Here is a 13264-nt window from a genome sequence, read left to right as displayed (position 1 = left end):
TACGGGAACTAAAGGGAAGGGAACTGATTAAGGTGAAGATCAGGGTACATTGAAAAAGTATAAAACAACTTTTTTCAGTGCCTCTTATTTTTATTGCAATGGCTACGCTCGTCGCTCGCCTGATAGGAGAAACCGACTCCTATCAGGCTTTTTAATGATTGCGACGGCTACGCACATTGCTTAGAGACACTAAAAAAAGTGAAATCTGTTAAGTCCGGACGCTTATCCTCGTTTTTTCTTCCGTTCCTTCTGTTCTAGCTGTCTCAATTGTGGGTAAGGGTCGAACGACCACTCAATAATGCCGTTGTCTCGATAAACGCCATAATGGAGATGTGGAGGGAATTTACCAGATGTACCTGGTTTTCCATAACCTGTGCTTCCAACGTATCCAATAACTGTTCCTGGCTCCACAATTGCTCCACGATCGATACCATCTTCAAACCGACTTAAATGCGCGTAGTAATGATATACATTATCCTTATCTCTGATACCGATTCTCCAACCACCATACTTGTTCCACCCTTTTAACTCGACAACCCCATATGTCGTAGATTTTACGGGAGTACCATGATCGGCAAATATATCCGTTCCTTCATGAATTCTTCTTCCGCCCCAACCACGCGCATCACCAAATGTACTTTTATAGCTGTAATTAAAATGTAGTGGTACTATAAACGATTTTTCTCTTAAATCGAGCGTATTAAATTTTTTATATACTTTTGCATGTCCAGTTATGAGTTCGACAGCTTTATCACGCTGATAGTAGTCCCATAAACCGATTCGAATATCTTCTTCATTACTGCCGAATTTAGTTAAGTGCTCTGCAAATGAGAACAAGATATCTTCATCATTATTGATGTCTGCAAGTCCGTCTCCGTTGCCATCACGTCCAAATCCGTCAAAAAAGGAAATGGATAAAGCATACTTGTCTTCTTCATTTGGGTTAAGTTCGCCAACCCATTTTTGTTGTGGAATATAAATAGCTATAAAACCATCTTCTTTTGGTCGATCTTTTCGAGCTTGTCTTAATCCTCGTTCATAGCTATCTACTGCTGCGTAATAATACCAAGGTATGTGAGAGTGTGCTTCTGCCTTTTTATACAGTGCCATTCTTTCGTTAAAAATCTCTTCAGAAGTCAAATCATCTTTTTTGTCTTCCGCTAATCCCTGTAAGGGGAGAATGAATAAAATAGGCAGTAAAAATAAGCATGTTACTACAATTTTCTTCATTGTATGAACGACTCCTTTCATACTTTATCCATGTTTATAGTGTTGTATTAAATAGGGACAATCCATTCCAACAAATGTTGGTAATTTTTAAAATGAATAGTTTATCTGTAAAAAGTCCCTTTGGAATTTCTCCCAGCATATACAGAACCTTTGAGATTTATTTGTTTTCATGGTAAAGTAACTAATGATTATCGCCTTAGTTGGAATACTGAAATAAAGTACAAGTATGCAAAGAAATATAGATGTGCGAACATACAGGGAGCGTGACTAACAATGTCAAAGCAAGAAGAATATGTGCGTAAACCGGAATGGTTAAAGATAAAATTAAATACAAATGAATCTTATACAGGATTGAAAAAAATGATGCGCGAGAAAAAATTACATACAGTGTGTGAAGAGGCACGCTGCCCTAATATTCATGAATGCTGGGCTGAAAGAAAAACAGCAACATTCATGATCTTAGGAGACACTTGTACTCGTGCTTGTAGATTCTGTGCTGTTAAAACTGGACTTCCAACCGAATTAGATCGTCAAGAGCCAGAACGTGTAGCTGATTCAGTAGCACAAATGGGATTAAAACATACGGTTATAACAGCTGTGGCAAGGGATGATTTAAAAGATGGTGGTGCTGAAATATTTGCAGAAACAGTAAAAGCCATTCGTCGAAAAAATCCTTTTACGACTGTCGAAGTACTTCCGTCAGACATGGGTGGAAAAGAAGAAAATCTAAAAATATTGATGGATGCGAAGCCCGATATTTTAAATCATAATATTGAAACAGTGAAAAGACTTACACCAAGAGTAAGAGCAAGAGCAACATATGAGAGATCATTAGAATTTTTGAGAAGAGCGAAAGAAATGAAGCCAAATATTCCTACTAAATCAAGTTTAATGATTGGTTTGGGCGAGACGAAAGAGGAAATTATAGAAACAATGGATGACTTGCGTGCAAATAACGTTGATATCATGACTATAGGTCAATATTTGCAGCCTACAAAGGGACATTTAAAAATAGTCAAATATTGGACCCCAGAAGAGTTTCGCGAGCTAAGAGATATCGCATTAAGTAAAGGCTTTAAGCATTGCGAATCTGGCCCACTCGTAAGATCTTCTTATCATGCTGATGAACAAGTAAATGCTGCTGAACAGCGATAAAGGTTAAGAACATATTGCTATACGGCGCTAGCATGGATTAAGGGTGACTCAAAAGGTAATATTCAACCTATTGAGTCACCCTCTTTCAATTAAAGTGTTATTGATTCTGTCTGCTTGTTTGATTATTACGATGATCCTCCAATAAAGGCTCATTTAAATCAATATCTTCTCCTTGTGGATATTGAAGTAATAACTCAATCGTAGCATTCAGTGATTGAACGTAATTTTGGTCTCTTGTCGATAGCCCTTGAAATCTTTCTATTTCGTCGACTAATGTCATATCATTTGCAACATAAACATCATAAAATGCTGGCACACCCGAATATGCTGTCTTTTTAACTTGTGTTGCTATATCGTAAATATTCGTATCGTCCATCTCTGGAGTGTAAGTAATTAAGACGTGTTGATCAGTAACGAGCACCCCAGCCTCACGTATATAAGGATTTGTAGCAACCATTTTACTAATATTGTCAGCAAGTAAGGCTCTATCAAAAACAGCATAATCAGGTATACTCTGACCAGCGTATGCAGTTTCTTCTGTTTGCCTTTGGAAACCGAATCGGTTGTATTCATCTACATCGTCACTTGATCGCCTATTAATTACGAAATGTTGTGATGGTTGGTGGTATTCTTGTAAAAAATCGAGTTGTTGCCCCGTTGGTCCCGTTGCATTATCATTTCCACATCCAGTCACTGCAATTGTGAAACCAATACTACAGAGTAAGAGAGATAATCGTTGGTTCTTCATATTCGCACCTCCTATCATTAGGATGACCGATTGTATAAGCGATAACGTTAGTAAATATTGGTTCTATTTATGCTGAATACATTTTGTATATTGAAATTTATTTATAAATAAGGCAAGATATAGTATAGAAGCGAGGTGTGCATATCAATGATTCGTATTCAAGGAAATACTTATGAAGTAATTGAAGATAATAGGAATGGTTGGAATGAAGAGGAATTTAAAAATAGATTTAGTGACGTTCTAAATAAATATGATTACATTGTTGGTGATTGGGGATATGATCAGCTAAGATTAAAGGGTTTCTTCAAAGATGATAATAAAAAAACTACCTTTGACTTAAAAATTGGCTCACTCCAAGAATACCTTTATGAATACTGTAATTTTGGATGTGCTTATTTTGTATTAAAAAAAGTGAAGGAATAATTGATCTCAAATAAATGAAATGGGATTAATGTGTAAACAGTGTATATACCAAGCTATTGATAGTTCTGGCAATGTAAACAGTCATCGAGTGCTCGCTATAAGAAACACAATGATAGTGCGTTATCATTGCACTCAATAGAAATTAAATGGGCGCTGAAAAGGTCAATATCGACCTGCTTCAGTGCCCTCGGATTTATCCCGTGGAGTCCTCCTCTTTTAGAACGGTTCGTCCTTATTTTGCCGTTTGTCGTCATGTGTTGGATGTGCTCCAGGATCTTTACGTTCGAGTCCCTCATGCAAATTTCTGTTTTCATAAGTGAAAGCACTTATTGCTTGTTGATCTTCTTTCCAAGGAGAGTTTTTTCCTAAAGTTCCTTCAATTGGTGAGCCATAGGGTCCTTCTGGGGTTGCTTCAGGAATGATTTCATTTTTATTTTTTTCAACAGCAATAAAATCTCTGTAATTTTGATTACCTTCCATACCTTTATGATCACGGTATTTTTTCATAAAAAAACCTCCTTTTTAACATTAGTATGTTGCAAAGAAGGAAAAACATCTTACTAAATTAAGGTAGTCATTGATTAAATAACTTCATATAAAAAATCTCTTAGTTCGTTTGCATCCTCATCATTAAGTTGAAAAGCATGCTCTATGTATCCAGGTTCCTCTAGATCGTCTGTACCAATGATGGCTGAACGATTTGATTGTATGTCTAATATTAGTTTTTTTCCATAGTAACGAGACGTATTGATAATTGCTAAGTCAAACCGTTGTGAGTCCCCCATAAAACTCACATATCTTGTTTTTGTTTCTTCTGTTTCGTCGTATAAGAAAAATCGCTCTGACATGTATACCCTCCTCATTTCATCTTGATAAACTTGACTATTTCCATCATAACAAAAAAAACCACTAAAATAAATTTCAACCTATTTATGATATACTAACGAGGAAAAGGATGGTGACCGTTGTGTACTTTGTTGATAGAGAATTACTAGGTGAGAGATTAGAATATTACAAACAATTATTGACTTTTTTTTCTGAAAAAGAAAGCTGGAATGCGCTTGAAGAAAAGTTAGCTTTAGAGCGTGTCATACATATGAGTATTGAAACGATGATTGATGTTGGGAATCAAATGATCGATGGGTTTATCATGAGGGATCCAGGGAGTTATGACGACGTTATTGATATATTAATCGATGAAAGGGTTATTGAAGCAAGTGATGGCAAATCACTTAAAAGAGTTATTCAGTTAAGAAAACAGCTTCTTCAAGAGTATACTGTAATCGATCATAATATGCTTATAAACATAATGAAAGAAGAGTTGAAAGTACTCATTACTTTTCCACAAAAAGTAAGAGCGTATTTGGAAAATGAGTTAGGGCCTGTTTCGGCTTTTCTTCCACAGAAAAATCGTCAATAAAGATCTACACAGATACTGCCTAAGGTGAGGTTGACTCAAAAGGTACAAAAAATCCTTTTGAGTCAACCTCACATGATAGTTAATGGTGAGTAAAATTAGCAATTTTTTGTAATAGTGAACAAAATATGAACGGATTAAGTCAAATTTTTAAACATTCTCTTTTCATAATTTACGAAACTTCATTTATTAGCTAAGATGAAATGAGAAGGAAGGTGATAAAGTTGGCGACGAATACGACTTCAACGAGAGATCTTATTTTAAGTATATTGAAGCGAAAAAAGCAACTTACAGTTTCTGCGATTGCGTTGGAATTGGACATTACCGAAATGGCTGTCCGGAGACACTTAAATACTCTTGAGCGCGATGGAATAGTTGAGACATCATTGTTACGACAGGCGATGGGCAGACCGACTCATGTCTATCATCTATCTCACAACGGAGAGGAAATGTTTCCGAGAGATTATGGGACGCTTGTCATTGAATTGTTAAAAGACCTTCAGGAGTTAGATGGTCAAGAAAAAATTGAGCAATTGTTTATCCGCCGCATGGAAAGACAGCAGCAAAAATACGAGAAAAGATTAGTTTCGAAACGATTTGATGAAAGAATTTATGAACTAGCTAAATTGTATAATGACCAAGGCTATATGGTGGAAGTAACGAAAGAAGAGGATGGCAGCTTCACTTTTATGGAATTTAATTGTCCAATTGCTGAAGTTGCAAAACAGTTTCCAATCATATGTGAAATGGAGCACAAACTTTTTCGTAAACTTTTAAATACAGATAATATTCAATGTCATAAATGTTTAGCGACTGGACATGATTCATATTGCCAGTATACAATAATACCTGAATAGTAATCTTTTCGTCACTCACCTGTAGTGGCGTTTCTTTTTTATATGTAAAGGCTGAAGCGAAAATCCACTACAAAGTTAAACATAGCCTTTTATATAGATGGTACAGGAACGATTTTTTCATAAAAATGGAGGTTTCGGTGTTGAAGAATTATGAAGGCTATTTAATTGATTTAGATGGAACAATGTATAGAGGAGAAGAGAAAATAGATGCGGCTTCTCGATTTGTGAAAAACCTCGAGAAAAAGGGTATTCCTTACTTATTTGTAACGAATAACTCCTCGAGAACTCCAAAGCAAGTTTCAGAAAAATTAATGTCAATGGATATTCCAGCAACTAAAGATCACGTGTTTACCTCTAGCATTGCAACAGCTAATTATATTGAGCAACATTTCGGTAAAACGAAGGTTTACATGATTGGAGAAGAAGGATTAGAGGATGCATTAATGAATAAAGGAATGATATTTTCGAGTGATAATGTAGATGTGGTTGTTATGGGACTGGACCGGAAACTTACTTATGATAAGTTAGCTAAGGCGTGTTTACTCGTGAGAGAGGGTGCAACTTTTATATCAACAAATGGTGATATTGCCATTCCAACAGAAAAAGGTTTTTTACCTGGGAACGGTTCGCTATGTTCCGTTGTTGAAGTATCAACAGGAGTGATAGCGACTTATATTGGAAAGCCAGAAGCCATTATTGTGCAGCAAGCACTTGAAGTTTTAGGTGTAGAAAAAAATAAAACGGTAATGGTTGGAGATAATTATGCGACTGATATTATGGCCGGGATCAATGCTGGAATGGATACAATAATCGTCCATACAGGCGTAACAACACGTGATCATTTGTCTAGCATTGATATTCAGCCATCGTGGTCGATTGATTCTTTAGATGAGTGGAAGGTGTAATATAAAGCATCAGTAAAACTTTTGCTTATTTTATATTACAGATAATGCAACAATTTGGCTGTGGAAATGATGACGCGTACTAGCGAGAAGAGCACTCATTACTACTTTTAAGACATGTGACATCATTTCTTCACCGCTTCTAAAAAAACTAAAAACGAGCTTGCTAAAGCTCGTTTTTAGTTTTTTTATTCCGTATCTTCAGCGCTATGAGCAAGTCGACTAGATGCTGCAGCAGCAATTGCACCTACGATATCATCTAAGAAGGTGTGACAGCCTTGGCTTTTATCATTAAGCTTCTGTAGGACACCAGGCTTTTGTTTGTCAATATAGCCATAGTTTGTAAAACCAATTGAACCGTATACGTTTACGATGGATAATGCAATAACCTCATCCACCCCATACAAGCCTTCATCTCTTTCTATAACGCCTTGCAGTGGTTCATCAAGCTTCTTTTCTTCAGCTAAACGGTCGAGCATTACCCCTGTTAAAATGGCGTTTTGTACTTCGCGCTTTTTAAGTACAGCTTCGATATGTTCAATACACAAATCCAAAGTTAGCTCATCAATATAATTTTTCTGCAAGTAATACACTAACTCTGCAATATCATCAATAGATACGCCTCGTTCAATTAACCAATTCCTTGCAGTTTCCGTATAGTATTTGCTATTCTCTTTCAATTTAAATCACCCTCAAGTGTTAGACATACATACTTTTTTAACTTTGTAATGCTCTTAAATTATCGTATGTGTATTTTATGTAATTTATTCTAATGTAAGCTTCATATTTGTCGGTGAACAAAAGTATAATTGTCATGAATCATGCATTCTTTTTGTGAACAGTTTTTTCTATAGGTCATAGACTATATAGTAATTAGAACAGGAATTGGAGGGAGTCCCTCATGTTAGAAAGAGCAATGTTTGATACCTTTAGAATATATCCAGAGCAAGTGATGAGTGTCGGGGATGACCAGTTGATATTATCTGATGGTGTACAGTATCTCCTTCGTGAAATAGATTCGGCTATGCTCAATATAATAAGGGAAAAAGAGGCAATGGCAGAGTGGTTGGAGTTCTATGGGGAACAAGATGTTGCTAAGCTACTTAGACAAGATGGAAAGGGACGGACACTACATGTTGATGGGCAAGAATGGATTGCATTTGAAATACCAAGTAGTAAAACGATTATTAGTGATAATAATCTAGGTAAACGACTCGCAAAATTTCATCAACGAGGAGCGAGCTATGCACCACATCAAAAGTCTTCACAAAATTTAAGTTGGAAAGCTAAATGGACAAAACGTTTAGATCAATTAGAAAACTGGTTTGTATATATATCTAATAAAAGCGGAAAAACATACTTTGATGAACAGTTTTGCCTAACATTCCCATACTTTCTAGGTCTAAGTGAAAATGCTATCCAATACATCACAGACATGGAATTAGATAATCAAGTGCAAACGCCTCCCTTTTATACGATTTGCCATGTGCGTTTTAAATCAAATACATGGCTCACACTGGATGAAACATCTACCTCTCGTATAAAAGTTCCTACTGATTTTACGTATGATCACTTTACAAGAGATATCGCAGAATATATTAGAAACATTTGGAGTGAAAAAGGTTGGTCAGAAGCATGTAAAAAAGAAGTATTATTATTTTTAAAAGAGTATGAAATGATTCATCGGCTTACTTCATATGAACAAAAAAAATTAATTGCCAGGCTTATGTTTCCTATTCATTATTTTGAGATGGTCGAAGAATATTATCAATCAAATGACGAGAAACAAATGAGAAGACGTGAGAAAGAATGCTTGCACATATTTGAAAGCGCAAGTGACTATGAGGAGCTTTTAAAATTTATTGTAGATAAATTTGCTCAATTACATTCTAATATTGAATTACCTCACTGGATTCCTTCAAAAACGACACGGAAAGAAGTAGTGAAAATGTCTCAACATAAAATCGCAGCCCGTTTACAAAAATGATGAAAAATACACTTCCCTATATATTAAGTAACCCTTTCGGTTGAGAGGGAGAAGACGGAACAAACAATAGCTTTTGGAGATGCAATTAGCCCGCTAATTAACATCTCCTTTTTCTGTTGTCATATCAATATTTAAGCGCAATACAATGTGGTTCAACAGGCAATTTTTTTAGCACACCAATTGACAAGGGTGAATAAATGTATGCATTGGTGCTGCTATTTTGGGTGTTAAAACATACGTGAATTTGCTCTCTATAAAGAACCTAGCGATTCGAAAAGGAGAAGAGAACTGTCTGGGCTCATAATGCTCCGCACTTATAGATTAGGAATTCGGGTTATGCACCCGGTCTGATAAATAAGCGGAGAAATTTCCCTTAATTAATAAATAGGCAATGAAAACAGGCTAAATAGACGGAGAGATTCCGCCTATTAACTCGAAGCTCTTGAAAAAAGGGGCTTTAGGTTTGAATAGCCGGAAATTCTCCGCTTATATAGCCCGAAACAAGCTCATTTTTCAATTTAATCGGAATTTATCCGCTTATTTTGCTTCACTGATAAGTATAGGGAGACTTCTACATTTCAATACAAAAGTAAAGGGTGACTCTATAGGAAAAATACTTTTGAGTCACCCTTTTATCTAAGATTAAGAAAGTAGAAAAGACATTTGTGGTTGGGAAAAAAGTAATATGGCGGTGGGAATGATGCCACGCGTAGTAGCGAGAAGATCACTCACTACTACATTAAAGACCTGTGACATCATTCTTCACCGCTTCTAATAAAAGACTAAAAACGAGCTTCAGCAAGCTCGTTTTTAGTCTTTTATTATTAAAATACCTGTTCTAATTCTTTTACACCTGGTACTTCTTCAAGTAGTGCACGTTCAATCCCAGCTTTTAAAGTAATTGTAGAACTTGGGCATGAACCGCATGCACCCATTAAACGAACCTTTACGATTCCATCCTCTACATCAACTAACTCTACATCCCCACCGTCACGAAGTAAGAATGGACGTAATTTATCAAGTACTTCTTGAACTTGTGATTCCATTGTAGCTTCTGCCATTTTAAAACACTCCTTTCTTTCCTTTATTATAATATCCATGAAAGAAAAAATCCATGAACTTGATTGTTTAAATATATATTTATAGTGACAAAATTGTTAATTGTCGTTTTAAGTATGTTACGATATAGATAGAAGAAAGGGAGAATTACAATGAAAGAGATAAAAATTACGATATTTGGCGCAGAAGAAAAATGTGCGAGCTGCATACATTTACCAAGTGCTTATGAAACGATGGAATGGTTAGAGGCTGCTATTACAAGAAAATTTCCAGATCGAGAAATATCATTCAAGTACTGTGATATTGAAAATGCTAACTATAGCACTGACGAAGAGAAACGCTTTTCTGAGATGATATTAAACGATGAATATTTTTATCCACTAGTAGTACTTAATGGAGAAGTAATCGCAGAAGGGAATCCTCATTTATCATCTATTTATAAGGTGATTGAAAACATGTAGGAAAGGGTGACTCAATAGGTTTAACTTTGAGTCACCCCATTCATTTTATTAAGGTGTGGATTTTTTACACGACGACAAGTAGTAAGTAAGCACTCACTATTATCAAGCAAGGGCTCTAAATAATCGTTTAATGTCCAGAATGATGTTTATACATCCAAAGGACTCCTGATTTGAGAACACGAGGTACTCTCCCAGTAAGGGCTTTTTCACCCATTAAACCAAAACCGTGTTTTTTCCCTAATGAACCTAACACACCTTTCAGCTTTATCCTTGGCATTTCCTCAGGGTATGGATCATCATGCCATTTTTTTATAAGAAGCATAGCAATTTGTTCCGCCTGTGATTCTGCTAATTGAGCGCTTGGTGCATGGTTTAATGCTGCACAATCTCCTACAATAAATACATTTTCGTGTGATGGAATGTTATGATATTTTGTTACCATAATTCTACCCATACTATCCTTTTCGACATTTAACTCTCTTACTAATCGATTTGCTTGAATACCTGCTGTCCAAATAATTGCATCTACTGGAACTGGTTCATCATGATTGTATAATACAGTTTTTTCAGCCTTTGTAATATTGGCTTCGTTAATAATTTCAACGCCATTTTGTACTAACCATTCTGTTACATAGTGATAAAGCTTCGGGGGGAACATTGAAAGTATATTTTTCCCTCTATCATATAATTGGATGTTAAGATCAGGCCGGCTTTCACGTAACTCACTTGCTAATTCAACCCCGCTTAAACCGCCACCAACTATAGCGACAGTACCATTTGCTTTTATACTTTGTAGGACATGATAAGTTTTGCGAGATCGCCTCATACTTTGAATACTAAGTGTATTTTCAGCTGCTCCTGGGATCCCATGATAACGATCTTCACAGCCTAATCCGATAACAAGGTCATCGTAATGTAGCTGTTCTCCATTCGACAAAGCAACTTTTTGTTCTTCTAAAATAATATCGGTAACTGTTTCAAATTTTAGTTCAAGACGAACGTCATTTGGAAAGGACAATCTTAAATGAGTATCGGCAACTGTACCAGCAGCTAGCGCATAAAATTCTGTTTTTAAACTATGGTATGGCTCCTTCTCTACTAAAGTGATAGAAACACCTCTAAGCATATCAGAAGCTAGTAACCTTTGTATTACTCGAAGTCCTCCGTATCCGCCACCTAAGATTAATAAATTCCGCACAGGACCGCCTCCTTATATAGTCGGAATCGTAATATTGTTATGGTGGAAAAACGTAAATACCCCTTTAACACTATTTCGATAATGGAAATGTTTTCAACTAAATTAAATGTTATCAGCTTTTCATATAAATAACAATAATTTTTAGAATATTTTATCACTATAGTAGTAGGATTGGATTGACAAAATTATTTATTATCGTTAGGATTTATTGAGGAACTATCATGAGGTGATATTTTGAAGCCAATTATTGAATTTTGTGTTAGCAATATAGTAAGTGGAACGAAAGCTGTGAAAGAAGAATTAGAGAAAGATCCTAACCTCGATGTTATTGAATACGGATGTCTTAGTTATTGTGGGCAATGTGCAAGAAAGAAGTTTGCTTTAGTAAATGGCGAGCTTGTTTCTGGAGAAACGAATGAAGAATTGCTAGCGAATATTTATACATTTATAGACGATAATCTTATGTTTTAAGGGCAATAACAATGTGAAATTCAAGCGGATCGATTAGCTTGGATTTTTTACTTCATAGTAATAAATGCTTTGTGATACAATTCGAATGAACAATAGAGTAGGGTGATAATAATGAGACCAATACCATTTGACCATACATGGCCATATGAAAAACAAATGGGGGAAATTTATTTCTCTCAATGTCCATATTGTAAAACCGATAATGTGCTGACACATATGAAGGAAGCATCATTGGAACTTGCGAAAGAAAAAGTGAAGCAGCGTATTAATTTACCTTGCTGTCACAGAACGATGATCATATTAGAGGCTGATGAAGATTATTTTTGGACGAATGAATCGTTACGATAACAACAATAGAGGAAGTGGTCCTATGAAGTTTACTAAAATGCATGGACTTGGAAATCAATATATTTTTGTGAATCAGTTTGAGGAAAAGCTTCGAGAAGAGGAATTAGTAGCATTGTCGATAGAAGTTTCAGATGTTTTTACTGGTATTGGTTCTGACGGGATGATTCTTATAGGACCATCTACAGTAGCGGATTTACAAATGCGAATATTTAATAAGGATGGTTCCGAAGCAAAAAACTGTGGGAACGGACTACGTTGTGTTGCTAAATATGCGTATGATAACGACCTCGTCAATAAGCTTTCTATGACGATTGAAACATTGGGTGGAATTGTTGAAGCAAGTGTAGAGGTGAATGAGGAAACGAATACAGTGACTCGCGTTACTGTAGACATGGGTGTACCACGGTTAGAGCCGAAAGAAATACCTTTGTTAGGGACAGAAAAAACACCAGTAATCAAAGAAGGAATAGAAGTAGACAATGCCAGACATGAAATGACGGCAGTTTCGATGGGGAACCCTCACGCCGTATTTTTTGTAAACTCTATAGAAAATGCGCCACTAACGACATTAGGGCCTAAAATAGAAAAACACCCGCGCTTCCCTGATAGTGTTAATGTTGAATTTGTTCAACAAGTATCTACTCGCGAAATGCATTTTCGTGTGTGGGAAAGAGGATCGGGCATTACACAAGCGTGTGGGACAGGCGCATGTGCAGCAGTGGTTGCGGCAGTACTAAATGGTTTTTCGAAAAAAGGGGAAGAGGTTTTGGTTCACCTAGCAGGAGGAGATCTCCATATTACGTGGGATAAAGACGATCGCGTTTGGATGACAGGTCCTGCTGAAACGATTTGTATTGGTGAATATGTAAGAAAGAAAAATAGAGTGTAATGGTCCGAATTTCTGATTAGATAAAAGGGTTTACTTATAAGGAGGGAAATTGTCCTTTTGAGTACAGAAAGTCTAAAGGTTGTGGCAATTTAGCCACGGTAATAGCGAGTAGAGTACCC

17 protein-coding genes are annotated in these 13264 nt (G+C 36.1%); 10 read left to right on the top strand and 7 right to left on the bottom strand.

All coding sequences use genetic code 11. The annotated features are described in order from the left end of the window. Positions 1-222: 222 nt before the first annotated feature. Positions 223-1230, bottom strand: a complete 1008-nt coding sequence (locus tag BCELL_RS16980) for a M23 family metallopeptidase (RefSeq protein WP_013489995.1) — start codon at positions 1228-1230, stop codon at positions 223-225. A 273-nt stretch (positions 1231-1503) separates the two neighbouring features. Here BCELL_RS16980 and lipA point away from each other — a divergent pair, with 273 nt between their 5' ends. Next, positions 1504-2385: a lipoyl synthase gene (gene lipA, locus BCELL_RS16975; RefSeq protein WP_013489994.1), complete on the top strand. Its 882-nt coding sequence runs from the start codon at positions 1504-1506 to the stop codon at positions 2383-2385. A 97-nt stretch (positions 2386-2482) separates the two neighbouring features. On the opposite strand, the gene BCELL_RS21755 is transcribed toward lipA, so the two are convergent. Beyond that, positions 2483-3133 (bottom strand): YhcN/YlaJ family sporulation lipoprotein, encoded by a 651-nt coding sequence (locus tag BCELL_RS21755; protein ID WP_013489993.1) that lies wholly within the window; start codon positions 3131-3133, stop codon positions 2483-2485. 147 nt (positions 3134-3280) lie between these two features. On the opposite strand from BCELL_RS21755, the gene BCELL_RS16965 reads away from it, so the two are divergent. After that, positions 3281-3556 carry a YutD family protein gene (locus tag BCELL_RS16965; protein ID WP_013489992.1) on the top strand — a complete coding sequence of 92 codons (276 nt, stop codon included), beginning with the start codon at positions 3281-3283 and terminating at the stop codon, positions 3554-3556. A 216-nt stretch (positions 3557-3772) separates the two neighbouring features. On the opposite strand, the gene BCELL_RS16960 is transcribed toward BCELL_RS16965, so the two are convergent. Together BCELL_RS16960 and BCELL_RS16955 are read right to left on the bottom strand one after the other, a co-directional pair. Next, positions 3773-4063 (bottom strand): hypothetical protein, encoded by a 291-nt coding sequence (locus BCELL_RS16960; RefSeq protein WP_013489991.1) that lies wholly within the window; start codon positions 4061-4063, stop codon positions 3773-3775. Positions 4064-4137: 74 nt separating this feature from the next. Then, positions 4138-4404 (bottom strand): DUF3055 domain-containing protein, encoded by a 267-nt coding sequence (locus BCELL_RS16955; RefSeq protein WP_013489990.1) that lies wholly within the window; start codon positions 4402-4404, stop codon positions 4138-4140. 107 nt (positions 4405-4511) lie between these two features. On the opposite strand from BCELL_RS16955, the gene BCELL_RS16950 reads away from it, so the two are divergent. The 3 genes from BCELL_RS16950 (at position 4512) to BCELL_RS16940 (ending at position 6735) form a co-directional block, all read left to right on the top strand. Beyond that, positions 4512-4976, top strand: a complete 465-nt coding sequence (locus BCELL_RS16950; protein WP_013489989.1) for a DUF86 domain-containing protein — start codon at positions 4512-4514, stop codon at positions 4974-4976. Between the two features lie 212 nt (positions 4977-5188). Further along, the gene (locus tag BCELL_RS16945) at positions 5189-5830 is read left to right on the top strand and encodes a helix-turn-helix transcriptional regulator (RefSeq protein WP_342633088.1); all 642 of its coding nucleotides are present in this window, start codon (positions 5189-5191) and stop codon (positions 5828-5830) included. A 140-nt stretch (positions 5831-5970) separates the two neighbouring features. After that, the gene (locus BCELL_RS16940; RefSeq protein WP_041808369.1) at positions 5971-6735 is read left to right on the top strand and encodes a TIGR01457 family HAD-type hydrolase; all 765 of its coding nucleotides are present in this window, start codon (positions 5971-5973) and stop codon (positions 6733-6735) included. Positions 6736-6920: 185 nt separating this feature from the next. On the opposite strand, the gene BCELL_RS16935 is transcribed toward BCELL_RS16940, so the two are convergent. Next, entirely contained in the window at positions 6921-7412 is a 492-nt protein-coding gene (locus BCELL_RS16935; RefSeq protein ID WP_013489986.1) for a phosphatidylglycerophosphatase A family protein, read from the bottom strand. A 221-nt stretch (positions 7413-7633) separates the two neighbouring features. On the opposite strand from BCELL_RS16935, the gene yutH reads away from it, so the two are divergent. After that, on the top strand, positions 7634-8719 hold the full coding sequence (gene yutH, locus BCELL_RS21750; protein WP_013489985.1) for a spore coat putative kinase YutH: 1086 nt from the start codon (positions 7634-7636) through the stop codon (positions 8717-8719). Between the two features lie 824 nt (positions 8720-9543). Here the strand turns inward: yutH and BCELL_RS16925 are convergent. Further along, positions 9544-9780, bottom strand: coding sequence for a NifU family protein (locus BCELL_RS16925; RefSeq protein WP_013489984.1), 237 nt, complete (start codon positions 9778-9780; stop codon positions 9544-9546). 150 nt (positions 9781-9930) lie between these two features. Between BCELL_RS16925 and BCELL_RS16920 the strand changes: the two genes are divergently transcribed. Continuing rightward, positions 9931-10239, top strand: a complete 309-nt coding sequence (locus tag BCELL_RS16920; RefSeq protein ID WP_013489983.1) for a YuzD family protein — start codon at positions 9931-9933, stop codon at positions 10237-10239. Positions 10240-10366: 127 nt separating this feature from the next. Here BCELL_RS16920 and BCELL_RS16915 read toward each other — a convergent pair whose 3' ends face one another. Continuing rightward, positions 10367-11437, bottom strand: coding sequence for an NAD(P)/FAD-dependent oxidoreductase (locus BCELL_RS16915; RefSeq protein WP_013489982.1), 1071 nt, complete (start codon positions 11435-11437; stop codon positions 10367-10369). A 234-nt stretch (positions 11438-11671) separates the two neighbouring features. Between BCELL_RS16915 and BCELL_RS16910 the strand changes: the two genes are divergently transcribed. From BCELL_RS16910 to dapF, 3 genes are all read left to right on the top strand, one after another. Further along, positions 11672-11908, top strand: a complete 237-nt coding sequence (locus BCELL_RS16910) for a YuzB family protein (protein WP_013489981.1) — start codon at positions 11672-11674, stop codon at positions 11906-11908. A gap of 111 nt (positions 11909-12019) precedes the next feature. Further along, positions 12020-12256, top strand: coding sequence for a hypothetical protein (locus BCELL_RS16905; protein WP_013489980.1), 237 nt, complete (start codon positions 12020-12022; stop codon positions 12254-12256). 22 nt (positions 12257-12278) lie between these two features. Further along, the gene (gene dapF, locus BCELL_RS16900; RefSeq protein WP_013489979.1) at positions 12279-13145 is read left to right on the top strand and encodes a diaminopimelate epimerase; all 867 of its coding nucleotides are present in this window, start codon (positions 12279-12281) and stop codon (positions 13143-13145) included. Positions 13146-13264: the final 119 nt, after the last annotated feature.

Origin of the sequence: Evansella cellulosilytica DSM 2522, from assembly GCF_000177235.2 — a bacterium.
GTDB lineage: Bacteria > Bacillota > Bacilli > Bacillales > Salisediminibacteriaceae > Evansella > Evansella cellulosilytica.
The sequence above is the reverse complement of the archived record's forward strand: the minus strand, read 5'-3'. Positions and strand labels throughout refer to the sequence as shown.